Below are 25,613 nucleotides of genomic sequence, written 5' to 3' on the forward strand. Positions count from 1 at the left end.
CATTTATACTTTTATTACTAGGATGTTATATCAAAAACTTTCAGTTGATACATATTACTTTGATTACTTAACCTCTGTAATGTTAAGAATACAAATCATAATTAACTAAATCGAAAAATGATCAAGAAAAATGATAAATACATACGATCATTTACGATAAATATGATTTTTTGGACTGGATAGTTGCACTACTCTGTAATATTTTTTTTGGAATGAAGTTAAATTATGCAGTAGATCAATTGATTAATTTACTGCGAAAAGGACTAACGCAGATATTAACAGTTTTTACTCAAGCTTCATTTTTAAGATAGTAATGATGAAGGGAACAATATAGAGCTGCTTATTTTAGGATAACTTATTTTTTAATGATTTTAAAAGCCTTCAGTGAATTTTCAACTGTCAGCATATAGACGCCTGAAGGTAAGTTTGATATATCGATGCTGCCGTTGCTGAAATAACCACGCTTTACAACGCTTCCTGTGGTACTATAAATAATAAATGCCGGATCCAGCCTATCATTATTTTTTGAAACGATGTGAAGTACATCTTTTACGGGATTTGGATGTATTTGAATTTCATCATTATTATCTTTAATCGTAATAACCGAGCTGAGAGTTGTGCCATCGGGATTAACTGTATATGGTAGATCTCCCATATATCTTTCAGTATCTCTTGAGCATCTTACCCCCATTGCTGCCTGCGGATAAAAGCCTGTTCCCGAGGCCAATTTACCACCACTTCCTGATATGCTGCTAAGGTTAAGTCCAATAGCATAACCAGTGTAGAAATCTGCAGGAGAACTGGTCCATAATCCCGTTTGATATTTATAATTATCTGTAGTAGGCGAAGCGCTTCTGATATTTCTCCAATCATTACCACCAAGAATTCCCCTTATACCGGTTGCAGGGATATTTCCTATGTTATATTTTGAATTTGGAAAATTAAATACCCAACCGGATCTGCTGCTTGGTGTTGTACTTTCCGTCGTGATTGAAAGTGTATAACCAGGATACTGTCTGACATTTATGGCATTGTTGACTGCTCCTGCTGTGAGATCTGCAATTGTACTTTGAACAATACCGTAATTTGAAAAACTGCTGCTGGTATTATACCCATTATAGAACCAGGGAGACGATCCTCTTGCATAGGTACTATTGTTAACTGCAGCAAATAAATTGGCATTAGCTGTATCTGGAACCCTCCATCCTGCCGGACAAGGATCAAATACTGATTTCTCTGCAGCATGGCCCCATCTATCCTGTGCAAGTCCGTTTTCATCGGAGATCCAGTCTTTTACTTGTAGTGATTTTGTAAGCAACGTTCCAGCATCTTCAATTCCTAGTTCTTGACCGGTTTTGGCTCTGAAAAGGAAATATAACGGATTTTCAGTAGTGTATTTTATTATTTTTCTGATCTTTTCATTCTTCGGTTCAGAAGCTAAAATACCTGCGGAAGATTTATAAATATCCCACTCTCTCGAATAGCCGGAAATATTGTCTGTCGAAGAAAAAATGTCGTCTGTGATTGGATTGGATATCCCTAAAATGACATTTCCGTTACCGTCGATTCCGATTTGCTTATAAACACTATATGTCGCTGCAACCTGAACACTATTAGCGTGAGCTGATATATATTGAGTTCCTCCAGGATTATGGAACGTTGGGAAAGGATCTTTCCTGCCCCATTGATAATGCAACCCTCCAGACTGCTGGATTTGTGTTTTAGATTGCAGTTCAGTGGCTAAATCAGGTCTTATCAGTGTTGATGGTAACGCTTGCAAAGCTCCAAGATTTCTATCCATAAATATTGTACTCATTGGTGTTCCACCTTTAGCAGGATATATTATTTGAGGATTTGTTGTTGGAATGATGCCGCCATTTTCAATAGATTCAGTTGTATATGTTATTTGATTATCCTCAGACAAAGGGTTTGTAACCGGTGCCCAGATATGCCAGCTCCATAATACTTTATCAGGGTTGGATGTCCCCCATACCCCATTATTACCTTTATGATAAGCAATTACAGCGTTCCCTTTTTCCTTCGCAGCTATCGTAACTTTCAATTGCTGATCCGGATATGTACCAATAATTTGAATTTTTTTGATCAAATCCGGATTGTCAGTCCATACCACGCTTCCTGTATTGATATTACCTGACGGAAGTTGCTTATTATCGGAAAGATAAAGTTTGTGCATGGCGTAAGCTTTTTTAAGACTGATCAACAGCTCTTTATCTTGCGCTACAGGATCACTAACTTCACCAGTCATCACTACAAAACTGTTGGGTTCTTTTGTCCAGGCTTTATAATCCGTGTTATCATTGTCGGTTGACAGAACATATTCTGTATTATAAAATACAGGTAACAATGAAAGATTCGGATCTTTCATACATCTTACTGCTCCCAAAGCATTGGTTTTAAAAGTTTGATTGACATAGATTCCATTCCAGCCGGTAGCAGAAACATCGGTTCTTTGAGGATCATTACGAATAATCGTTCCTCTGTTACCTCCAATTCCATAAGTCCCAATAAGTAAAAAAGCATCCGATCCCGGATCCTGATAGACCACTGATGTAGGTGTACCAACATTGTTCTGATAATAAACATAGTTCCCGCTAGTTGGCATTAATCCTATTTTTCGGTTATCAGTTCCATTAAAATCCATTCCTCTGCCTGGGTAAACCTTGACTCCCAGCAATACATTATTAATTGCATTAGGCAAAATCTGACTATTAGCAATATTTGTGTCATCATTCACACCACTGTTTTTTCTGCCCAATGGGTTAAGATTATTATTAATAGTGTTTCTTCCATAATGCGAAGGAACTCGCCATCCATTGGGACAAGGATCATACTCTGATTTTAATTCATATGATTTGCTATCTGCGGCAACAGTTGCATTTCCGCTGGAGGCATTGCTATGTAAGCCTTTTCTGTTATCTGACCATAAGTCCCAAGTTTCTATCAGGTCAGGATTGGAATTACTGACTTTATACTCCTGACTTGAAAACCATGTTCCATCATTGGTGGCGTGACTAATAATGTCAATAGGATTATTAATGGAGTATCTTAAATTTCCATTGATAGTATTGGTGCCAGTATCAATACCTCTTTGCTTTACAGATATTGGTGAAGATTGTAATGTTGCATAAGCATGTCTCCTGCTTCCAACATCACCTGTGATTTCATAAAATGTTCCGTCCTTATATTGCAGTGGAGGTACAGGATCCTTCCTGCCCCACTGGTACATCAAACCTCCTGATTTGTTCCATTCATTACCAAGAAAGTGAGCGTTTGTCGCACCAAGATTTCGATCCATATACTGTGGTGTGAATGCCTGATTCAAGACATTCGTTTCAAAACCTTGTCCGTAAAGAGCTCCGCCTGAAGGATCATCCGTAATCCAAATATGCCAGGTCCAATAGATTATACCATTGACGTTAAAGGCTATACTTGCATTACCTTCACCTTTTGTTTTATCAATTAAAACTTTAATTTTAGCATCCTCGCCCGTTCCAACGATGGAAGTTGAACTTACTAATCCATTGACATCTTCCCAAAATACAGTTGCAGTCTGCTGACCGCTTTCAATAATCGGAGTAAATTCCCCAGTATCATTCTGCATATATCTGCCATTTTTCCACATTTGATAAGCTTTAGCAACAGGTATATATAAACCGTCAGTTTTTGTACCATCAGGCAGAAGACCATCTTTATAAAAAATATAACTATTAGGTGCAAGCGTATAGTCTCCTTCTGCTTTTTGAAAATTATGAACTAGAGAATTATAATCTATAGACACTGGCTTTTGTCCGAAAAAAAATACGGTACAAATAAGCATACAAAGTTTGTAAAATTTAATCATGTTAAGTATTTTTCATAATCATATTACAAAATACGTGCTAATATTAAATGATTAAATCATTATAAGTATGAATTTAACAATAATACACATTCATAATTATAATATAGTAAATTGATGCTCGATTTTTAGTGAAATTTGATTGGTATTAAGCATTAAGAGGTTGAGAAATACCCATGAAAGAGTTTCTGACTTCCCACATGTAAATGGCGTACACTTTGATAATTCCTTATTATAGATATCGCAGGAAATTCTTTAAGCGAAGTATTTGGTAAAGAACAATACGGTATAGCAATTTAATTATGAAAATAGCGACTTATAATGTTAATGGCATTAACAGTAGACTACCTGTCCTTCTGAAGTGGCTTGAGGAATCCCAGCCAGACATTGTATGTCTTCAGGAACTCAAAGCACCGCAGGACAGATTTCCCATTAAAGAACTTAATCACGCAGGTTATCAGGCTATATGGAAAGGACAAAAACAGTGGAATGGAATCGCCATCCTGAGCAAAGGATATGAAATAACCGAGGTTCAACGACAACTGCCGGGTGATGAAGATGACTTACAAAGCAGATATTTGGAAGCCATCATCGATCAAATGGTTATCTGCTGTCTTTATCTGCCAAATGGAAACCCATATCCGGGATCGAAATATGATTATAAACAAGCATGGGTAAAGCGTCTGAAAAAGCGAACAAAAGAGTTTATAGATATGGATCTTCCTGCCGTTATAATCGGTGACTTCAATATTATCCCAACTGCTGCTGATGTCTACAAACCTGAAAAATGGGAAAACGATGCACTCTACAGGATCGAAATGCGAAGAGCTTATCAATCACTACTTAAATTAGGATGGACAGATTCTTTGAGAACACTTTATCCATCGCAAACTATTTATACTTTTTGGGATTACCTTTTCAAGGCTTATGAACGGAATGCCGGCATTAGACTGGATCATATTTTATTAAGCCCGTATTTAAAAAATTGTTTGATAAGCGGCGGCGTGGACAAACATGTCAGAGGATGGCTGAAATCAAGTGACCACGCACCGGTTTGGGTGGAACTTGATAAAAGCAAAGTCTAAACCTATAGTATTGCAATATATCACATCAATTCCCTTGGTATAATATTGAATATTACAGACAGGGCATATTTATTGCAACACACCTCGCTCACCAAACAATTTTTATTATGAATAATGAAAAAACAGTATCAACACTCAATGATTTGCTGAACATCACAAACGACAGAATTCAGGGATTCTCTAAAGTTGAAGATAAAGTATGGGAAACACACCCTGCTTTGAGAAATGATTATGATCAAATGGTATCAAGATCGCAGGAAATGAAAAATGATCTCATCAGACTCATTAATGAACGCGGTGGTCAGCCAGACAATACAGGAAGTACTGCAGGTGCAATACACCGTGCCTGGATTGATGTTAAAAATGAATTATCTTTTGACAATGATGAGGCAACACTTGAAAATGTAGTATTTGGAGAAAATGCTGCTATTAAAGCCTATCAAAATGCATTAGACAATGGTGATCTCTGCCCTGAAAGCTCTCAGGTCGTATTAGATCACCTGCATCATCTAAAAGCTTCACATTCGAAGTTTGAACATCTTGAAAATCGCAGTTGATCGATATGAAAAAGAGAGTCAAAATTGACTCTCTTTTTTTTTGCGAATTCGTTATAAAGCGTTAAATCTGGATTGTAATAATGTATCTGCCTTAGTTTCCGTTTACTGTATTTTAGAACTGCTGAATACTAAATAAATACAATCATTATTCTTAAGTAGATGGAATAATGTTCAGAATGCTATCAAGATCAGTATTTTATTTTTTTAAATACCTTCGTCTAATTTCATTATGGACATAACTTTACTACGGCAAAGATGATCGCAACTCTTTTTAGGTTTCATTATTCAACTTGAAATGCAAAAATAACAAAGCTGTAAAATAATTATGTCAGATAAATTTCTTTTAAGGTATAAAATGCTTTTAGACAAATAAATAAGCAGAGAAATTTACGAGCCATTTTCCTGCTTTCGGTTTGAAACGAAAGGCAGAATACGCACCCGGTCATCATGACCAAAAATATATTATGTTAACTTTGACGGTTCAACACCCAAATATGATGACAAATAAATTAAATGACCGGAAGAGTTCTCTTTTTCGCCTAACAACTCTTTGTACAATTATTTTAATAACCTTCACAAAGGCACAAAACCCTGAAGCCTTTAATAAAATTTACACCAATACATATCTTGAAATATCTCAAAAAGATTTCAGAAGAGCATTAAAAATAGCTGATTCTCTATATAATATTTCCGAAAGTCCGCGCTATAAAGCTAAGAGCCTCATGCTGTCAGCTACATTACTTCAACAAGCCGGAGAATTTAAAGAAGCTGTTGATTATGCCACAAAAGCTGACGGCATACTGGGCGACACAAATGAATATGTATGGAAAGCGAAGGTATCTGGTTTTTTAGCTACCCAGTATAGACATCTGGGACTTTATGACTATTCAAAAAAATATATAGATCAAACAACTGAAATTATAAAAAACATCGATGATCTAAAACTTGTCAATCAAACGAATGGCTTTCTTATGCAAGAGAAAGCTTACTATCAGCTTGAACAAAAAAATTATCGTGAATCAATTAAAATGATTGATGGCGCCTCACGGTATTTTAGTCTCTCCGGACAGGATAATCCGTTTCTTACAGCTAATAATGAACAGCTTTTAGGTTTGAATTATTACCACCTGAAAAATTATTCAAAGGCTATGAATTATTATCAAAAAGCTTTGAATAAATTGAATGAAATGCCTGACAACTTCCTTACAGCCTTGGTTCTAAATGGAATGGCACAAATCCATATCGCACAAAAAAATCCCGAAAAAGCAAAGCCTTTGATTGATAAAGCTCAGAAGCTTGCTGAAGAGTCACCCTACCTCAGCTTAAAAAATGAAATTTATCAAAGCTCTCAGCAATATTACGCTTTAACCAAAGATATTGAAAAACTTGAATTAAGCAAACGCAAACAAGACTCTGTTAAAGAAAAAATCAGCGGCAAAACTGCATCTTTTATTAATGATTCCTTTACAAAAATGGAGAAAGATTCTCAAAAAAAACAACAGCAGTCAGAGCGAAAAAGTGTATGGATTGCATTAACGCTTTTATTGCTAAGCTTAATTATGGGTTATTTTATGATCTATAGAAAGCGTCAGAAAGAAAAATTTATAAAAATACAGCAGATCTTAAATGAATTTGAAGAGATAAACAGCAAAAGAATGGTCGAATCCGACATTCCCGAAGCCAATTTTTTTTCTATTAATGAGGCTTTGTCTCAACAACAAGATGACATTGAAACAGAAACTCAAGCTTTAATGACTCCCGCTACTGAAAAGAAAATCCTAGGTAAGCTTGAAAAGTTTGAACAGACCACATTATTTACCCGAAATAATGTATCTCTTCCATATGTTGCAGCTTATTGCAGCACAAACACTAAGTATCTTTCTTTTGTAGTTAATAACCACAAAAAGAAAGATTTTAAGAATTACATTAATGAATTGAGGGTTAGACATATTATTCATAAACTAAAAAATGACAGTCAATATCACAAGTACAAAATTTCCAGCTTAGCTGAGGAAGCCGGTTTTTCATCTCAAAGTAAGTTTGCAGCTGCATTTAGGAAAGTTACTGATGTCTCGCCTTCCGAATTCCTTGATCATCTTCGATCACAGCATTTGAATTGAAATCGATGTTTTTTTTTCGGAAATAAACCGATCGCGTCCGTTTAGCGTCGCATAATTTTGTCTAAAACTTAAAAATCACATTAAATTATTGAATCTGAATTTTGATCGAAGATGACATTCAGAAGATTAAAATTCATAAAGTTAAGGGAGGCAGCAGTCTCCTTTTTTATTTTTGCTAATCACCAGACTATTAAATTATTAAATCTCTATTCATAATATATTATTGACATTCATTTTCCTGAATACGACCCCTCATTTTGTTGTATATCAGTTTTGATAACTGGTATTTTGCATCAGATTTTTTGACTTGCTGGAAACAGGATACAAATGATGAAAAAAGTCTGAAAGCTTTTCCCGAATATCTATCGGGAAAGTTTTTTTGACCACCCGAATCTGAAAGCAAGAATTTAATTCTTAAAAAGGTTTATTAAATTTTATCAACACAAAATGACACGAAAAATTTTTAACTATCTCAACAGAGGAAGGTTCTTCTGCTGTTTAATTTTTCTTACAGCTAATTTTCTTTTTGCTGAAGGGTCTAAAGATCTTTATCCTAGCGGCTCTGCTGGCGGCCGTGCTTATCTGTACAGTAATACTTATAATGGTACCACCGGTTCTACGATGGCTTCGTGGCCTTTTAAAACAGCGGGAGCACATTATGCTTATGTTAAGGCGGGTGAAATTATCCACACAGCCTCAAGTGCTCAGGGTATAGGAAATGGCAGAATTGTTCTTACAGCTCCGGATGGCTCTGTTTACACTTCCGCTAATAACACTACTGGACAGATAAGCAACAGAACTTCAGAGTTGGCAGGACCAAGACTTTTAGGACAGGCAGCTGGTTCGAATCGATATTTAACTTTTAACAGAACTGCGACAGCGAACCAAGCTGGTATATGGAAAATCGAATTTACGCCAACCGGTGACGTTAATTCTTCCGCTACGCCTTCAGTTACAAGTGTTGCTGCAGACGCTTCTTGGACTCAGGGAACAAATTCAGAATTAATTGCAGCCTGGGACGTCTCGGTAGAATCTTCGGGTTCATGGATAACAGGTCGGACTTATTCCAATGTAGTAAATTTGCATATCAGCAATACTCAAAGTGGGTTTTACGGACAGGTTTACGCATTAACAAAAGATGGTTATATCTACAGAGTTAATAATAATGGTAATAATGGAGTCGGCTTTACATTTTTTGTGAACAATAGAGGTTTTATTTCAAATAACAGCTCTACTTATAAAAGTATGGACTTTTCAAGCGGTATTGCATCTTATGTACAATCCCCTATTGCTGCAGATACATCATCAGACATCACCCATAAGATATTTTACAGTCAGCCATCCTCTGATCTGCCTGTATCAGCAAGTGGTAGTGTACCCGGAAATACAACCTGGCTGAGAACAAACGTCATTGAACCTACAGTTTACAATGTGAGCCTTGTTGGTGCTGAAACAACACCTGGACAGGTCAGCAGTGTTAAAGGTGGCTATGTTAGATTTAATGCAGCAGTTCAAGGTTCCTATACAATTACTATAGAAAGTGCTTCAATACCAGCGACTTTTATAACACGGACTTTAACCGGAATCGCTGCCGCAGGCAACAATAATGTATTCTGGGATGGAAAAGACGGCAATGGCAACAATCTGCCGCAGGGTAACCAGCCAATCAGGCTTAAAGTTCAATTACGCGGTGCAGAAGTGCATTTTCCATTTATTGACATGGAAATAAATCCCAACGGTATAGTGTTGGAACTTTTAAATGGGATCGATACTACCAGCGAACGCTACCGTGTATATTGGGATGATAGTGATATAACGAGGACTACCACCAATAATCAGGGAAAAGGATCTACACCTGCTAACGCCAGCGTTTCCGGTTCACTTAGTGGTCCTACCGGTACAGGTGGACATATGTGGGGACAGCAGACTAACAGCACAAGCCCCCTGACTTCAGCCAATCTCGGAAATGGATTTGGTAATGAAAAATCAATCGACACGTGGTCTTATATCAAGGGGCCGATTGCCCAATCAGAAACTTCAGTTATTGTAAAGACAGCCGATCTTCAGGTTACGGCTGTTACTGCAGATAAGAACACTTTGGCAATTGCCGACCAGATTACCTATACAGTGAAAGTGAAAAATAATGGCCCTAGCGATGTTGAAAATGCACCATTCACTTTTACAGCGCCGTCAGGTTTCGATCCGCAGTCTCTCACATTTGCCGGTAACAACTGTGGCACTCAAGCGAATGCTGTCAGCTATAATGCGGTTACACACATCTATTCTTCTCAGCTTAATCTGCCCAACGGATGCGAAATTACATACACCTTTACAATGCTTGTGAGCAGCGCGGCAAATGCAGGTGCTGTAGAGGTTCAGGCTGCGATATTAAGACCAAACGATGTTACGGATCCTGATGCGACCAATAATACGCCAGGTGTGCCTCCTACTAATGCCCAATACGAGTGTGCCAACAACGGACTTGGGGGAATATGTAATAACATTTTGAACCATAATACTGTAACATTTACACCAGGTGAAATCTGTACAGAACCCGTCAATGGGAATACCTTTCAATGGAGTATTTCAGACTCTCCGAACCCTTATATTACTCAGAATATTACGCAACCACCTTCTAACTACGGATTTGTTTTTGACATTTATGAACTGGATAATTCGTTCAATTTAAATATCAATGGTACGTTGATAGCTACACAAGAGCTTCAGTTCCAGTCATCAGGAACTTCCGGCATCAATGTCCGATTCGCCGATGGATCTCAATATGAAGTCAACACTACACACAATGGAACAGCTGCTGATATCTGGCAGATGCGAGGAAATCCTGCTAATCCACTCATCCGTATCTCTATCAGCCCAGCCGGTGTTATCTCCCTTTATGGAAGTAAGGCTTCATATGGATCTCTTCAACCGCTTGTGCTTACTAATGGTAATGCATTAAATACTATCACGTGGAACCATACAGGGACTAATAACATTACTGTCACTCAAAATGTTGTCGGCCTGACCATTATGGATGGTTACGGTTATGGTCTTAATATTACACCTTGCGCGTGCTACCGACCCGCTGTTTTGACAGGGAATGGTCCAGATACTAAGATGGGCATTACTCTTTTGAAAAGGGCTGGTGGTGATGCTCCAGGAAACTGGCCGATGGCAAGGAAGTCAGGACATATAGCCTTGGAATCTAATAATCGTGGCTTTGTAATAACACGCCTTTCCACGACTGAAATTCAAGGACAAAGCAGCCCCACTACCATCGCACCTAAAATCGTAAACCCGCAGGAAGGTATGATGGTCTATGATACAACTGTTAAATGCTTGAAAATTTACCATGACGGTATATGGAGCTGTTTTAACAAACAAGCTTGTCCATAATAATTTTACTAATCAATAATTAATAATGAAACAGGTATTCTCAATTACAAGCCTATTGTTATATGCTACAGCATTTTCGCAGGTAATTATCGGCAATGCTACTGGCAGCGTACCAGCCGGACAGAAAAATTCCGTTCTCCTTGAATTTGCACTTGGGCAAAATAAAGGGATTATACTTCCTTACATCCGAACACTACCCTCTGGCGGAGGTCTTGTGGAAGGAACTTTTATTCTTGATGCCAGAGACGCTACAAAAGCTAAAGTAAAATATTACAATGGCGTCACAGGAATGCAATCTTCCGATGGCTGGTTTGATCTCAGCAATGGGAATACAGCCGATATTTCAGCCGCAATGGCTATGCAGCCAACATCTGCAACTGTTAGCGAGGATTCCGCAGCTAAAGTTATTATAGGAGCAGCAAGTACATCAACAGATGGCGTCCTTGTTTTAGAATCCGAGACCAAAGCAATGGTGCTGCCTATGGTAAACAGTACAGACGATGTTACGGATCCTGCACCCGGTATGATGGTATACATCAATAAAGAAGATGCTAAAAGACTTGCTGTGTTTAATGGGAGTGCTTGGACATTCTGGAAAGCCCCATAAAAACTAAATCTTTAATAGAACAATTTGGCTGGGCAGTGTTTTTATAAGGTTAGAAATCTTAAAATTTGTGTTTTTTTCTGCCCAGTCTTTTGTACGATATGAAGCAAGCAATAAACAACTATTAATCTGTTAGGTTTATTTTTGTTGTCAATGCTGATAATTGGACAAGGGACCGATTGCTGTAAAATTGCATAAAATCAGCCATATCGCTTTTACAAAATCCACAGTGATCAGGAGAAAGGATTTGTTCATTATCCTTTAAATCCAAAAAGGATTGCTAAAAGATATATTCAGCGGCTATTGGATGAAAGCTTATGGCAAACATGGTTGACCTTGGAATTTGCGGTTTGACTATAGATCACCGAAATTTTTGGGATAAAAATTCTCTGCAGAAATATTTCCAGCACAAAAAAAGCAAAAAACGAATGTCAAATATTGGAATCTAAGCTCGATGATATTTAATTTCATTATTGTGTTTTTATATATATAATTACAAACATAAATTTTCTCAAATTTAAAAAATATCGGTTGTATAAAAGTAAAAATTACAATTCGTAACTTTTAATTTATAATTCGAAATAATATTGTAGCGATTTTTATCAATAGTTAATAACCTAAAAGTATAACAGCCTAGATAATGTGTAAACACCTAAAGCTTTTGATTTAATGCCTTCAAATATATAGTTGTCTAATTTTAATAAATCAATATTATTATAAGGAGCTAATGATATTATTAAATTCTCATTCAAACCGTCATTTTTACACGTTCACATAATTTTTCAAAAATTGTAAGCTTCCATTAGCGAGCTGATCGGCATCATAAGGTGATTTCTGCCAAAGAGAAACCATTTGCTGCATCCCGGAGATTGATGATGAGAAGTTTTCTAAAACCAGATTTCCTTCAAAATTGATTTCTTTCAAAGCTCTGAAAAATTCCTTCCAATTTACTGTTCCTTCACCTAACATTCCGCGGTGAGATTCTGTGATGTGAACGTGTTTAAGCTTCTTTCCTGCAAGAATGATGGGATCGTAAAAATTATTTTCCTCAATGTTCATATGAAACGTATCGAGGTGAAGAAACAAATTATCCTTATCTGTTTTTTTTATTAAGTCCAGAACATTTTCAGCAGTATTGCAAACGTACGATTCATAACGGTTTATGGGCTCAATTCCTATTTTCACGCCTTTTTCTTTGGCATAATCGGCGACTTTACTCCAAACTTTCACAATAATTTCAGTTTCCTTTTCGGTTAAAGGATTTCCTGAAAAAGCTCCTATTCCACCGTGAAGAACGCCGCCTAAAAAATCAGTTTCCAACTCGGAAGTTTTATCAATTGCCTGTTTTATCAATTTCTCAGCAACTTCGGGATAAAATGTGATATGCGCTTCTTTTGGAAGGTTCAGTGAGCAGACAACATCTAAACTGTTATCTTTCAACTGCTGTCTTACTTCTTTTGAATTAAATTCCATTGAAGTTGGTAATAGAATTTCTATCAAATCAAAACCTGCTTTTGCCGTTTTTTCGATTGCATATTTTCCGGCTTCAGGATTCCAGTTAGGTGTAATCCAAGAAAGGAGTGAAGCTCCAAATTTTACATTCATTTTTTTTACTTTTAAATTTTTACTAGAAGATCCACCATTCTGTTCTTACTCCAAAGTAAGTTCCGAATCTTTTGGAACCAGATTGCTGCAGAAATGGTGAATAAAGACTGTTCATCGCCTGATCATTATACCTTGAAACTTCTGCAATGAAACGGATATGCGGTCTTGCCCATACACTTCTTTCCGCAGTCGGAACGATGGTTGGCGCAAGAACCAATTTCGTCATAGAAGCTGAATTCTGATTACCATCTTTCCTTGATGCAAAATGCAATTCTGAGAGAATATGAAACCAGTTATTGAAATAATAGGTAGCTCTTAATCCTGTATTGAATTCAGATTTCTTATTAAAAATTTCGCGCTCATAATAATCTATGGCTTTATTATCACTATTCGCTCCGCCTTTACTTATTGTGAAAACCGCATAGGCATTGGCCGACCATTTAGTGGAAAGATTGAGCAAAATATGTTCTACAGCAGTTAAGGAATATGCACTTTTATAGGTTTTTGTAACTTCATCCGGAGCACCATAAGTTCTCCAGGTTTGAGTATTTCCGCTGTCACCTCCATTAGCGATTCCGTTTCCATATCTCACTGATATTTGATTGAAAGAACCTGCAATCTTAGTCTTTAAATTTGTACTTAGTTTCGCTCCCAAAACCCAGCCGTTGTCCGATGGATATTGCTCCATCGAATTTTTTCCCGATTTATCCAGATTATGAAATTCAGCCAAAAGCTTCAGTTTATGAACATTATTTTTAAATGGAATCGTCTGTTCTAAAATAAAAACTTCGCGTTGTCTATAGACCAGATTTTTTGTACCACTGATGACGTTGGTATAAGAATATGGCGTCGAGTTACTCGCTGCAGTATCAATCGCTGCCGGAAAAAACATAGAGAATCTGGTATTTTTATGTCTCACACCCCAACCCGTCGCAGAATGGTCATCGAAATAAAAATAATCCGCAATGTGGACGTCATCGTATCTCAGCCATCGTGAACCTGCCCAAACATCCCAATCACTTCCCATAATATTTCTGGCTTCCACAAATGCTTCCGGCAAAGCGATAATCATCCCCTGGTTGGATTTTGAATCTACATTTCCCAGGAAAGTGCCACCTGAATAGAAACTTAATCTCGCCTGCATATCGATTTTTGTTGTTTTTATACTGTCACCATTCATAACCGGCGTGAAATGAAAAGCAGGTAAAAAATCCACATAATCGCCCTGATCCATTCTTCCTCCAAGTGAACCCTGATTATTAAGATTCAGTTGTCTTCCGGTTTTTCCATCTGCATTTGGTGAATATCCGACGCCAATCCTACCCGTTGTCCCAAAGGAAAAATCCTTATTCGTGATCACAATTTGAGCGTGAGAAGCCTGGCTAATGATCAATAAAAACCAAAAGCTGTATTTAAAAACATTGAAGTTCTTCATCTTATTTAAGTGTCTTTGGCTTGTAAAATTTCAAAGCAAATAATAGAATTACAGCATAACAAACAATTGGAAGAAGATAAGCGTGTGCAATATCTTTCTCAGCAATTTTTCCCATCAAAGGAGGAAATATAGCGCCACCAAACATTGCCATCACAAGAAAAGAAGATGCCTGCGGAACTTTGCTGCCTAATCGTTTCAATCCAAGGCTGAAAATAGTAGGATACATTACACTTAGGAAGAGATTTAATAATATTAAACTAATGAAAGATGCCCAACCGAAACTTTGTGAAATAATTAAACATAATACAATATTACAAGCGGTGAAAATTGCAAGAAGTTTATTCGGAGCAATGAATTTCATTAAAAATGTACCTACAAAACGTCCGATCATCATCATCGCCATACTTAGAGAAAAATAATACGAAGCCTGAATCTCCGGAAGATGCATTTTCTCAACACCATAATTGATGAAATATGCCCAGGTTCCACCTTGTGCAGCAATGTTAAAAAACTGTGCAATAACAGCAAATATAAAATGTCTTTGTTTCCAAAGTGGCGCGTGCGGGTCTGAAACTGAAGCTTCTACTCCATTTTCGCTCTCAGAAATCTGAATATCTTCGGCGTGAGGATCTTTCAGACTTGGAACTTTAATAAAAGAAAAAATAATAGTGATGGTCAAAATCACAACGCCAATCCAGGTGTAAAGATCTTTCACAGAATCCAACGAATTATCATCCAGACCAGACTTTCCGAAGATAAAATAACCTCCCAAAAGCGGACCTATAATTGCACCCAAACCATTGAAAGACTGAGCGAAATTTACTCTTTGATCACTCGTTTTTTCATTTCCTAATGCTGCTACAAAAGGGTGAGCAACCGTTTCCAAGGTTGCCATTCCCATCGCCAAAACGAAAAGTGCGATTCTGAAAAAGTCAAATGACATCTGATTTGCAGCGGGAATGAAGAGAAAAGAACCGAGCGCAAATAATGATAATCCTAGAATCACACCCTTTTTGTAACCAAATTTTTTCATAAACAATCCCGCCGGAATTCCCATTAAAGCATACGCTCCGAAGATTGAAAGTTGTACAAGACCGGATTTTGATTTGGAGATATTCAAAACATTCTGGAAATGTTTGTTCAGAACATCACCCATCGTTAAAGCAATCGCCCAAAAGAAGAATAATGAAATCACAAATGCCAGTACGACAACATATTTCTTTTCTGTAAATTTTGCAGTATTCATAGTGTTGATTTTAAATAGTTTGACCGTAATGTTCTTCGCGGAAAGATTTGAATTCTTCGTAAGTATAATCCGGACAAGCGCCTGATTTCGAAGTAATGAAAGCGCCAAGAGAAACAGCCTGTTTCATAATCTCTTCAGGTAATTTCCCCTGAATTCTTTTTGATAAAAAGCCGGCAAGAAAAGAGTCGCCGCTTCCAACTGTATCGTTAACTTCTATCGGAACTGCTGAAAAATTGTAACTTTTATCTCCGACAAAATATCTTGCACCTTTGCTTCCTTTTGTAAGTACGATCTCATTCAGGTCAAAATGTTTTTGAATTTGTTTGATGCTGTTATCTTCATCAATGTATTCTTCTCCGAGAAACTCGATTATGGTTCTTAATTCTGCTTTGTTCATTTTTACAAGATCTGCTTTTTGAAGTAAAACTTTAATCAAATCAAAATCGATAAAGGGCGGACGGAAATTGACATCAAATACTCTGAATTTGGAAAGCTCTATCAATTCCAAAAGTGTTTTTTTTGATTCTTCGTTTCTTGCAACCAGACTTCCAAAAACAAAAGCATCAGAATTTTGAATCAATTCTTTTTGTTCCGGCGAAACTTTGATATAATCCCAAGCTACATCATCTACAATATCATAATGTGCTTCTCGGTGTTCATCAAAATTTGCAATGACCGTTCCTGTTGGCTTTTCATTATCAACCTGAATAAAATCTGTGGAGATATTCCAGTTTTTGATTTGATTTAGAAGTTCATTTCCCAATTCATCATTCCCGACTTTACTGATCATTTGAACATCGACTCCCATTTTGTCAAGATTGTAAGCCACATTGAAAGGCGCACCACCCGCTCGTGATCCGGCTGGAAAAATGTCCCAGAGAACCTCTCCAAAACATACGGTGTAAGATTTATTATTATTCATAGTTAGGTTAAACGTTTAAGTTAATTAACAAAAAAATTATTTTATAGAATTTTTAATGATAAGCTGTCCGGAAAGAATTATTTTTTTTGCAGTAGAAGTATATTGATTGATTTGAATATCGAGCAATTTGATAGCTTCATCTGCCATTTCTTCTAATGGTTGTTTCACATAAGTAATCTCTGAAGGGAATAATTTATAAGCTTCCGTTTCATCAAAAGCAAGTACAGAAACCTGTTCAGGAACTTTGATATTGTTTTTAACAAGATAAGCAAGACCGGCAACTGCAAGTTTGTTACTTGAAAAATAAAGTGCTGTATTTTTTGGATTTTGTCCTAAAGACAGTTCAAGTTTAGACTGAATTTCTTCCGTAATATTCTCCAGACCCACAGCTATATATTTGGTATTTACTTTTTTCCCTGAATCTGCAATACTTGTCTCAAAACCCGTTTTTCTATCCAAAAGATGAGGCAATTTTGTATCATAACCTAAATAGATAATCTCGTCAAAATCCTTTTCTAATAGATAAGATGTTGTACTTTCCGCAATCTCTCTATTATTCAATATAACACCAGGAACATTGATGCCTTTAAGATATCTGTCGATTGTGACCAAAGGATAATTTTTATCTAATAATTTCTGCAGACTAACTTCCGAATCGGCGACTGGTGCAACAATAATCCCATCAACCTGTTGTTGGGAAAATAGGTCGATCAGTTTTTCAAACTTTTCTGCATTTTCATCAGAGCTTCCGATAATTAAAGTATAACCAAGTTTCAAAGCTCTGTCTTCTAAACTTCTGGCAATGCTGGAATAAAAATCATTGGAAATATCTGCTACAATCAGTCCTAATAATTTACTTTTATTATTCTGTAAGCTTCTGGCAATCTTATTTGGAGTATAGTTAATCGTTTCAGCTATTTCAAAAATTTTTTTCTTGGTGTCCTCACTAATTCTCTGTCCTTCTTTCTTGTTCAGAACATACGAAACTGTTGCTACGGAAACTCCGGCAATTCTGGCAATGTCTTTAATCGATGCTCGTTTCATTATTCTGATTTACACTGCAAAGTATTTAATAATAAATTAAAAAAACAATAGTTGATTTTTTTTGGTCATTTCAGGAAAAAGTGTAATTTGGCAAATTTTATTTTTTGATATAAAATGATTTAAAACACAGAATATCAATAAGAAAAAATCAAACAAGTTACTAATATATTAATTTAATTTTAACAATTAGCCTTTTAATGTTACATTTTGGTTAAACGTTTAACTAAAAATATTTATTTTTTGAAGATTACAAAAAGTGAGAGATATGATTTGTTCTTCATTAGAATCCGTTAATTATAAATCTTGAGCGAAAGTATTAATACTCAAAAATTAGTAAGATTTCACACATTCTGAATAATTTAAATACTGTTTAACACCTTCAAAATATTATCTATATCTTCTAATAAATGGTTTGAGCAGAGTCCTGTCAAGTTCACCAAAAGCCAAATGGCGCCAATTTAATCTAAATTGAGCCATTTTTTTTTGATTCCAAAATAATCTTTTTTAATGTTTTAGAAAATTTAGATTCGAAATACTAATAAATAATTTTTCAGAAAATGATATATCTTACAAATTACTAAGATTCTGTTGATACATTAAAGTATATAGTTAGCACCATTTTTATTTAATGAGAATATTATTTTAAGTAATGGAACATAATCAAAATACAATATTTTAAAAATGACTATTATCAATCATTTTTCTTCCTCACTTATATCCTATTTTTGCAAAAAAGATCAAATGGATAAACTCAATTTTCTGGAAGTTATTGCTGCGATTGCCGTTTTTGTATCGCTGCTGCTTGCCGTATTTTTATTAACGGTAAAGACAGAAAGAAAACTGGAAAACAGATTATTTGCAGCATTCCTTATCATTAATGCCATTGATATCAGCGGACTTTTTATGCATCTTTTTACAGATAGCTATAATCTGAAAGCTTTCAAAATATCTGCCTATTTATTGGTAATGCCTCTTTTTTATCTGTACGTTAATGCCGTTTGTTACTCTGATTTCACCTTAAAAAGAAAGCATTTACTGCATCTTATTCCGTTTATTGTTGCCAATTTAATTTTAGTTCCAAGACTTTTTATGGCAGAAGGAGCTGCTAAAGAGTTGTTCTTTAAAGATATGTGGCATTCCCCTGAAATGTTTTTTTATCAGGCAATCGCAGAACTGCAATATTTCTTTTATATCGTTGGTGTATTTCTTATCCTTAAAAAATACAAGAAGATCTACCTTGAAAACTACACCGATCCAAACACTTTATCATACAAATGGCTGTCTCAGCTTACAAAGATTTTCTTATTCATCCACTTATGTATTATCATAAAAAACATCGTAAGATACACGCAGGATAGGGATTTATTTATCTGGTTGAATATTGTTGCCGGAACAGTTTTTTTATTAACTGCGTGTTGGTTTATTTTAAAAGCATTAAATCATCCTGAGCTTTTTCGAAGAATTGATTCTACCTTAAAACCAACAGAAAATTTTGTTGAAACTCCGAAAACTGAGAATAAAACCGATGACACAAAAAATTTTCAAATCGAACAGCTCAGAAATTTTATGGTTGAAAAAGAACCCTTTTTAGAACCGTCACTAACGATTCAGGAATTGGCAAATCAGGTAAAAATTCCAGTTCGAGATTTGTCTGTTTTAATTAATCAACATATCAATCAGCACTTTTTTGATTTCGTGAATGAATATCGCATCAAAAAAGCAATGACCATTCTAAAAGACCCCACAAAAAGAGAATTAACCGTTTTAGAAATCTTATATGAAGTAGGTTTCAATTCAAAATCTTCTTTCCATACCTCTTTTAAAAAATATACGAATCAAACACCAACAGAATTCAGAAACAATTGATAATTAAATAATTGTAAATACTCGAACTTTGTATTGTAGATAATCGGACTCATTTTAATCAATAAAATGAGTCCGACTTTTTTTACACGGACGTTTTTCAAAACTTTCTACAGCATATTTGTACCAACATATTTAAAGTCAAATTAAAACTTAGAAATAATGAAAAAAATAAGTCTTTTTGTTTTTTTACTGATGTCTGTATTTTGTTTATCACAATTACAAACCGTAAAAATGGACACTCTCCTAAATGTAGAAATTGGTGGAATAAAACAAGCCATAGAAATCAAAACTGATGATGCTAATAAACCAATTCTGCTATTTTTATCAGGCGGTCCCGGAAGTTCAATGATGAAAAATGCGGATTCTTTCACCAATATTTTAAAGAATAAATTTACGATTGTTCAATGGGACCAAAGAGATGCGGGAAAAACATTAGAATTAAATCCTTCACCCATTCAGCCGTCAGTAGAACTTATGGGAAAAGATACTTATGAGGTTATTAATTTCCTGCTCAAGAAACTGAATCACAAAAAGCTTTATCTGTTAGGCAGCTCTTGGGGAAATGCTTTAGGATTTTATATTGTTAGAAATCATCCCGAATTATTGCACGCATATTATGCTGTCAATCCTGTAATAAGCCAACTTGCGAGTGAGAAAGAATTGCTTAAAACATTAAAAATTTATTTTAAAGACAACTCTGTTGCTATGGAAGAATTGTCAAAAGTACATTTTCCTTTTTCTAATGACGAATCTATGTTTTACTTAAGAAAGTGGCTTTTTTATAAAGATGGTAAGCAATATGTAACAAGTGACGATTTCAAAAAAGGCTTTCTTCAATGGTCAAAAACCTGGTCTCCTGCGTGGAATGAAGTACTGAAAATTGATTTACCAAAAACTTTAAATAAAGTCAATTGTCCGCTTTATTTTCTGGTTGGTAAAAACGATATTCAGACATTAACTTCCATTACACAAGAATATTACGAGCAATTGAAAGCACCCAAAAAAGATTTATTTTTATTTGAAAACTCGGGGCATCAAATCCATAAGGATGAAGCTGAAAAGTTTCAAAACATAATCGTTGAAACAGTGAATTAACAAACTTCGATTAAACTATAAATTATGACTTTAAAATATTTAACTACTGTCCTATTTCTTGCTTTAATTGGGTGTAAAAGTGTTTGGATGTACTAATTTAGCTTCCAGTTAAAGTTAAGCATAAAACCTTAATTTTAACCTATGAAAGGAGAGCGAAAAATCTACGATCCTGCTTTTAAAACCAAAGCTGTTGAGCTAAGCAAAGAACGAACTAATGTGTCAGAACTCGCAAGGGAGCTGGGAATCGCAGTCACGCTGCTTTACAAATGGCGTAAGGAGTACGAAGAATTTGGAGAAAGAAGTTTTCCAGGGAATGGAAAACTGAAACTGACACCCGAACAGGAAAAGATTCATGAGCTGGAAAAAAAGTTGAAGGATGCAGAATTAGAACGAGATATATTAAAAAAAGCAATCGGCATCTTCTCCAAGAGCGGTCGCTGAAATATAAATTCATAAAAAATAATGAATCTATTTTCCCGATTGAAAAGATGTGCAATGTTTTAAAACTATGTTCCAGTGGTTATTACAAATGGAAAAACAGGCCTTGCAGCAAGAAATTGCTTTTGAAGGAAAAAATAAAACAGCAAATCACTTCAATATATTTTTCATCAAAACAGCGCTATGGCAGCCCTAGGATTACGTCTGAGCTAAATTCCTTGGGTTACAAAATATCCCGAGTCACAGTGGCTAAATATATGAAAGAGCTTGGACTGCGAAGTAAACTGAGCAAGAAATTTAAAGTGACTACAAACTCTAAACACAATTATTTGGTGGTAGAAAATGTGCTGGACAGGAATTTTATAGCCGAAAAACCTGCGCAAGTTTGGGTTTCTGATATTACCTACATTCAAACCAAAGAAGGATTTTTGTACTTGACAACAGTGATTGATTTGTATGATCGGAAAATCATTGGATGGAGTTTAAGCAACGGAATGAGCACCGAAGAGACAAGTCTTTCTGCCTGGAAAATGGCTGTCAAAAACAGAAAAATAGGGGAAAGTCTAATTTTTCATAGCGACAGAGGCGTTCAATATGCAAGCAGAAAATTTGCAAATACTCTGGAATTTTATGGAGTTACAAGAAGCATGAGCCGGAGAGGAAATTGTTGGGATAACGCTGTGGCAGAGAGCTTTTTCAAATCTTTGAAAACAGAACTGATTTATGGAAACAAGCTTATTACAAAAGAAAAAATGGAGCTGGAAATATTTGAATATATTGAAATATGGTACAACAAAAAAAGACGCCACAGTGCCTTGAATTATCAAACTATTGAAGAGTTTAACAATCAAAACAAAATTTATCAAAATGTAGCTTAACTTATACTGGAAATTTTGTTTGCATATCCAAAATTAAAGAAAAAATGCAGCTTTCAGATGCCAAATCAACTATATGAATAACTCCAAACTTGGAGAGATTTTTGCTGCAAAAAAATGAAAAAAAAATAAAATATTATGAGAAACTTGATGCTTGCAACCGTCGTTCTAACCAGCTGTTTGACATTCGGGCAAAAAAAAATGGCTAAAAAAGAATCGGTGCCACCTATCGTAAAACCGGCACCAGTTAAAGAACAAATAATAGAGAAACCTATCTTCTATGACAATGAGGAAAAGTGCTTCATCTACACCACCGAAGAGAAAAAAGACAATCTCGTTTATCATACAGAAAAACTCCTGAAGTATGGTTGGGCTAGTAATAACGCAAGGATAATCATCACCACCTACAATTATGATCCTGTCGAAAAACAAAAGACAGAAAGCTCAGGAGATATTTTGGGTTACCCCATAAAAACCCAATACATCGATGGAAAATACCGTATAGAAAAAAATACTGTATTTTTCACACCAGATAAAGCAGACAAATTTGACAAACAAAATTTCCAACTCATTTATAAATCAAAAACACTGGATCATGCAATAGACAATCAAGACAATATACTGAAGAAAGTAAAGTGTTCTCAACAGTCGATTAGCCCAACCTACTGACATCATAAAAAAACTCTCAATTATTTGAGGGTTTCTTTTTTTATACATCTTGCAAAAAAAAGACTGCCATTACTGACAGTCTAAAAAATAGAAAATTAGGATTTATTTTGCTTGAAAATACACTCTTCTATTAGCTTTATTTTTCCATTCAGGGCACTTGGATGCAGGATCGCACTCCGGATATTTTAGATCCAGCTTACCATTTCCTTTAGCTTCCAGTTTTGCTGAGTTAGCCCCGTTGGAGATTAAATATTGTTTTACATTATTAGCTCTTCTTTCAGATAGAGTCTGATTATAACTTTCTGTACCTCTTGTATCCGTAGCACCTACAACCACATAAGAACCGTTGTTGGAGTTGATGTAGCTGATAGCACTGTTCAGGATTGGCGTATTATTAGGTAAAATTCTGTCAGAGTTAAGATCGAATTCGATACCGCTCATTGCTGTTTCGTCTGCAGACACGACACCATTACCAGTATTGTTGACTGGGCATCCATTGTTTTCTACAGGTCCTGGAACCGTTACACATTTGTCATAAAGGTCAATTACACCATCAAGATCTACATCCAATGCAACACCAGAACCATCTACTCTAGCACCAGCCGGAGTGTCTAGCTGTCTGTCCCAGTCATCGCAAACACCATCATTATCAGCATCTCCTGCTTTACACAATTGGATATTATCGATTTTAGTTTCCAGTTCATCTATTTTAGAATACACTTCCTGTAATGGATCGTGCCACATCAGACTGTTGCTGTGTTTTCCAAGATGAACAGTCAGACCCAAAGTCCCGTTGAAAAAGTTATCAGAAGTTTTAGCACTGATTCTATTAACTGCACTATATTGGTCGCTTCCACCACCGTCGAAGGCATCATCACCAGTTACTACATACATCAATCTTCCTTCTATGTCTACTCGATTACTGATTTTATATTTCAAGCCAGCTCCTGCTTGTCCAAATAAAGAGTTGAATTTGAATGGTTTATTTTCTGTCATCAATCTTTGACCAAATTCATCTTTCTGGTAAGCTCTGTATGCCAAAACTCCTACACCAGCATATCCGTGGATCGCCCATCTGTAGTCTGCTTTGCTGTCTACCCTTCTTAATAGGTTAGAAAGATTGATATCTCCCAAAAGCGAGATTGCATCATATTGTGTTCTTCCGGCAACTTGCAAATTAGCTGCAGCATTAGCAGGCGCAGCATCTTTTGTATTGAAGTATCCTTGTCTTGTTTCCCCACGGTCGTATTGCAACTTCAATCCGAATGTGTGAGAAAGTGCTTTATCAATACTGAAATAAGCAGAGTAACCTACCAATGTATTACCACTTTGGATCGATTTAAGATCTGCATTCTGCATCAACGGAACACCACCACCAAAGGAAATAGACCAACTGTTAAACCTCGGACCTTCTGATTTTAAAGAAGTAGTTTCAACAGGATTAGTACTACTTGTTGTCTGCATCATTTCTTGCGAAAACATCACAGCCGGACACGCCAAGGCCAATGACAAAATTGTTAATTTTGATTTCATAATAATAAATTTAAATTGTTTTACTTATTAATTATATAATTAGAAAAATTATATAAACCTAACGTGAATACCGTCGTATCGGATAGGTGTGTTCCACTATCCAATTACCATACCAATAAAAATATTTATTTATTATTTTGAATTATTCAAAAGTAGAAACCTTGTAATATTTTAACATTTTCTACTCGGATTCCTCGATAAACTATAAGAATTTGGTGCAACCATTTTATTAAGTTTAATTTTTGTTAAATAATTAAAAATATTTCCCAACTGTAGATTTACATGGATCTTATACATAAAAACCTCCTCCAATTAAAAAAATACAATTCATTAGCATTAAAAAACAATTTTAGGAGTCTCTAAAAAAATAATCTGATTAAGATTTAACTTTTATGTATAAAAACTTTCAAAGTAAAAACTATACTATTATGAAAAGACATCTTTTACTATTTCTATTAACCGTCTCTATTTCTATTGTATCACAAACCATTAGAACTTATAACATCAATGGTCTTACCCGAAAAGCCATCTTTTATGAACCAATTCTAAAATCTGATAAAATACCTGTTGTATTTGTTTTCCATGGCCACGGTGGCAATGCTAATTTTGTGAGCAAAAGAATAGACATTCAGAATTACTACAAAGAGGCCCTAGTTATTTTTATGGAGGGATTTCCCGGAAGAACTGTTCCCGGCCTAGATCCGAATGGTAAAATGAATGGCTGGCAAATTTTCGCAGACGATCTCGAAGGAAGAGATATCCAGTTCTTTGACAAAGTTTTATCAGACATCCACCAAAAGAATTATAATATTGATGATAAAAAAATTTACTTGATTGGTCATTCCAACGGCGCGAGATTCGTGAATGTTCTTTGGAAAACGAGAGGTGACAAAATCGCAGCTATCTGTTCAGCTTCAGCACAAGGCGGCAATATGATTTCAGGAGCAGTTCCAATTTCAGTTTGGATGTACATTGGCAAAAATGACCGTATGGTTTTCCCAAAAAGTCAGGAAGAGTCCATACCAATCGTCAAATCCAATCTTGGAATCACTGACAAAGGAAAAACAGACGGCAATAAAACTATTTTCTCAGGAAAAAACAACACAGAACTCGTTCTCCAGCAAAGCAATTCCGGTCACGAATTCCCAAAATCCTCACTCCCAGAAATAATAAGCTTCTTCAAAAGACATACAAAATAAAAAACCTCTCCGGATTGGAGAGGTTCTCATTTTTTATATAATCAATGAATCACAAAACAATTCAT

The 25,613-nt window shown here is 35.6% G+C and carries 17 protein-coding genes; 10 read left to right on the forward strand and 7 right to left on the reverse strand.

The window, feature by feature from the left end; all coding sequences use genetic code 11:
* Nucleotides 1-355: 355 nt before the first annotated feature.
* On the reverse strand, nucleotides 356-3,838 hold the full coding sequence (locus KI430_RS05325; RefSeq protein ID WP_248877225.1) for a T9SS type A sorting domain-containing protein: 3,483 nt from the start codon (nucleotides 3,836-3,838) through the stop codon (nucleotides 356-358).
* 323 nt (nucleotides 3,839-4,161) lie between these two features.
* Between KI430_RS05325 and xth the strand changes: the two genes are divergently transcribed.
* From xth to KI430_RS05350, 5 genes are all read left to right on the forward strand, one after another.
* A complete protein-coding gene (gene xth, locus KI430_RS05330; RefSeq protein WP_248877226.1) occupies nucleotides 4,162-4,944 on the forward strand; it encodes an exodeoxyribonuclease III in 783 nt (260 codons plus the stop codon).
* Between the two features lie 107 nt (nucleotides 4,945-5,051).
* A complete protein-coding gene (locus tag KI430_RS05335; protein WP_248877227.1) occupies nucleotides 5,052-5,501 on the forward strand; it encodes a PA2169 family four-helix-bundle protein in 450 nt (149 codons plus the stop codon).
* Between the two features lie 494 nt (nucleotides 5,502-5,995).
* Nucleotides 5,996-7,621 (forward strand): AraC family transcriptional regulator, encoded by a 1,626-nt coding sequence (locus tag KI430_RS05340; protein ID WP_248877228.1) that lies wholly within the window; start codon nucleotides 5,996-5,998, stop codon nucleotides 7,619-7,621.
* A 447-nt stretch (nucleotides 7,622-8,068) separates the two neighbouring features.
* Complete coding sequence (locus KI430_RS05345) at nucleotides 8,069-11,017, forward strand: hypothetical protein (protein ID WP_248877229.1); 2,949 nt, start codon at nucleotides 8,069-8,071, stop codon at nucleotides 11,015-11,017.
* A 25-nt stretch (nucleotides 11,018-11,042) separates the two neighbouring features.
* Nucleotides 11,043-11,624: a hypothetical protein gene (locus tag KI430_RS05350; RefSeq protein WP_248877230.1), complete on the forward strand. Its 582-nt coding sequence runs from the start codon at nucleotides 11,043-11,045 to the stop codon at nucleotides 11,622-11,624.
* A 759-nt stretch (nucleotides 11,625-12,383) separates the two neighbouring features.
* On the opposite strand, the gene KI430_RS05355 is transcribed toward KI430_RS05350, so the two are convergent.
* The 5 genes from KI430_RS05355 to KI430_RS05375 are packed head-to-tail and all read right to left on the reverse strand — an operon-like array spanning nucleotide 12,384 to nucleotide 17,873.
* On the reverse strand, nucleotides 12,384-13,226 hold the full coding sequence (locus tag KI430_RS05355) for a sugar phosphate isomerase/epimerase family protein (RefSeq protein WP_248877231.1): 843 nt from the start codon (nucleotides 13,224-13,226) through the stop codon (nucleotides 12,384-12,386).
* Between the two features lie 22 nt (nucleotides 13,227-13,248).
* Nucleotides 13,249-14,661, reverse strand: coding sequence for a carbohydrate porin (locus tag KI430_RS05360; RefSeq protein WP_248877232.1), 1,413 nt, complete (start codon nucleotides 14,659-14,661; stop codon nucleotides 13,249-13,251).
* 1 nt (nucleotide 14,662) lies between these two features.
* On the reverse strand, nucleotides 14,663-15,907 hold the full coding sequence (gene fucP, locus KI430_RS05365) for an L-fucose:H+ symporter permease (protein ID WP_248877233.1): 1,245 nt from the start codon (nucleotides 15,905-15,907) through the stop codon (nucleotides 14,663-14,665).
* 10 nt (nucleotides 15,908-15,917) lie between these two features.
* On the reverse strand, nucleotides 15,918-16,829 hold the full coding sequence (locus tag KI430_RS05370; RefSeq protein ID WP_248877234.1) for a carbohydrate kinase family protein: 912 nt from the start codon (nucleotides 16,827-16,829) through the stop codon (nucleotides 15,918-15,920).
* Nucleotides 16,830-16,865: 36 nt separating this feature from the next.
* Complete coding sequence (locus tag KI430_RS05375; protein ID WP_248877235.1) at nucleotides 16,866-17,873, reverse strand: LacI family DNA-binding transcriptional regulator; 1,008 nt, start codon at nucleotides 17,871-17,873, stop codon at nucleotides 16,866-16,868.
* Nucleotides 17,874-18,614: 741 nt separating this feature from the next.
* On the opposite strand from KI430_RS05375, the gene KI430_RS05380 reads away from it, so the two are divergent.
* The 4 genes from KI430_RS05380 to KI430_RS05395 all read left to right on the forward strand — a co-directional run bounded on the left by KI430_RS05380 (nucleotide 18,615) and on the right by KI430_RS05395 (nucleotide 22,816).
* Nucleotides 18,615-19,739 carry a helix-turn-helix domain-containing protein gene (locus KI430_RS05380; RefSeq protein ID WP_248877236.1) on the forward strand — a complete coding sequence of 375 codons (1,125 nt, stop codon included), beginning with the start codon at nucleotides 18,615-18,617 and terminating at the stop codon, nucleotides 19,737-19,739.
* 231 nt (nucleotides 19,740-19,970) lie between these two features.
* Nucleotides 19,971-20,834: an alpha/beta fold hydrolase gene (locus KI430_RS05385; RefSeq protein ID WP_248877237.1), complete on the forward strand. Its 864-nt coding sequence runs from the start codon at nucleotides 19,971-19,973 to the stop codon at nucleotides 20,832-20,834.
* A gap of 141 nt (nucleotides 20,835-20,975) precedes the next feature.
* A protein-coding gene (locus KI430_RS05390; protein WP_248874265.1) for an IS3 family transposase occupies nucleotides 20,976-22,150 on the forward strand; the annotation gives its coding sequence in 2 pieces (ribosomal slippage) (nucleotides 20,976-21,234 and nucleotides 21,234-22,150; 1,176 coding nt in all).
* Nucleotides 22,151-22,348: 198 nt separating this feature from the next.
* The gene (locus KI430_RS05395) at nucleotides 22,349-22,816 is read left to right on the forward strand and encodes a hypothetical protein (RefSeq protein ID WP_248877238.1); all 468 of its coding nucleotides are present in this window, start codon (nucleotides 22,349-22,351) and stop codon (nucleotides 22,814-22,816) included.
* Nucleotides 22,817-22,918: 102 nt separating this feature from the next.
* On the opposite strand, the gene KI430_RS05400 is transcribed toward KI430_RS05395, so the two are convergent.
* On the reverse strand, nucleotides 22,919-24,349 hold the full coding sequence (locus tag KI430_RS05400; protein ID WP_248877239.1) for an OmpA family protein: 1,431 nt from the start codon (nucleotides 24,347-24,349) through the stop codon (nucleotides 22,919-22,921).
* Between the two features lie 428 nt (nucleotides 24,350-24,777).
* Here KI430_RS05400 and KI430_RS05405 point away from each other — a divergent pair, with 428 nt between their 5' ends.
* The gene (locus tag KI430_RS05405; protein WP_248877240.1) at nucleotides 24,778-25,548 is read left to right on the forward strand and encodes an alpha/beta hydrolase family esterase; all 771 of its coding nucleotides are present in this window, start codon (nucleotides 24,778-24,780) and stop codon (nucleotides 25,546-25,548) included.
* The last annotated feature ends 65 nt before the right edge of the window (nucleotides 25,549-25,613 follow it).

This window comes from Epilithonimonas zeae, assembly GCF_023278365.1.
Classification (GTDB): domain Bacteria; phylum Bacteroidota; class Bacteroidia; order Flavobacteriales; family Weeksellaceae; genus Epilithonimonas; species Epilithonimonas zeae_A.